We start from the raw sequence: 234 nt of genomic DNA, 5'->3' as shown, positions 1-234 counted from the left end.
CGCCATTGCCCACCGGTCCCTGGATCGGACCTTCGTCGTCAGTCACTTCGCCAATGACTGGCTGGTCCGGCGCAGTCGTGTCCACGATCACCACGTGCGGCTCCGAGGGCTTGCTTTCGTTGCCCGCGGGATCACGCTCCACCACCGTGAACTCGTGCTCGCCTTCTTCCAGCGGCGTATCAGGCGTGAAGCTCCAGTTGCCGTCCTCGTCGACCTGCGTCTCGCCAACCGGCG

At 65.4% G+C, this 234-nt stretch carries 1 protein-coding gene; it reads right to left on the bottom strand.

Annotated elements, in window-relative coordinates; all coding sequences use genetic code 11:
* Positions 1–234: Ig-like domain-containing protein (locus F6X39_RS36305; RefSeq protein WP_187620174.1), on the bottom strand; the 234-nt coding region annotated here is incomplete at both ends.

Origin of the sequence: Paraburkholderia sp. UCT2, from assembly GCF_014397665.1 — a bacterium.
In the GTDB taxonomy this organism is placed as follows: Bacteria; Pseudomonadota; Gammaproteobacteria; order Burkholderiales; family Burkholderiaceae; genus Paraburkholderia; species Paraburkholderia tuberum.
Note: the sequence above shows the minus strand (reverse complement) of the source record. Positions and strands in the feature narration are given on the sequence as shown.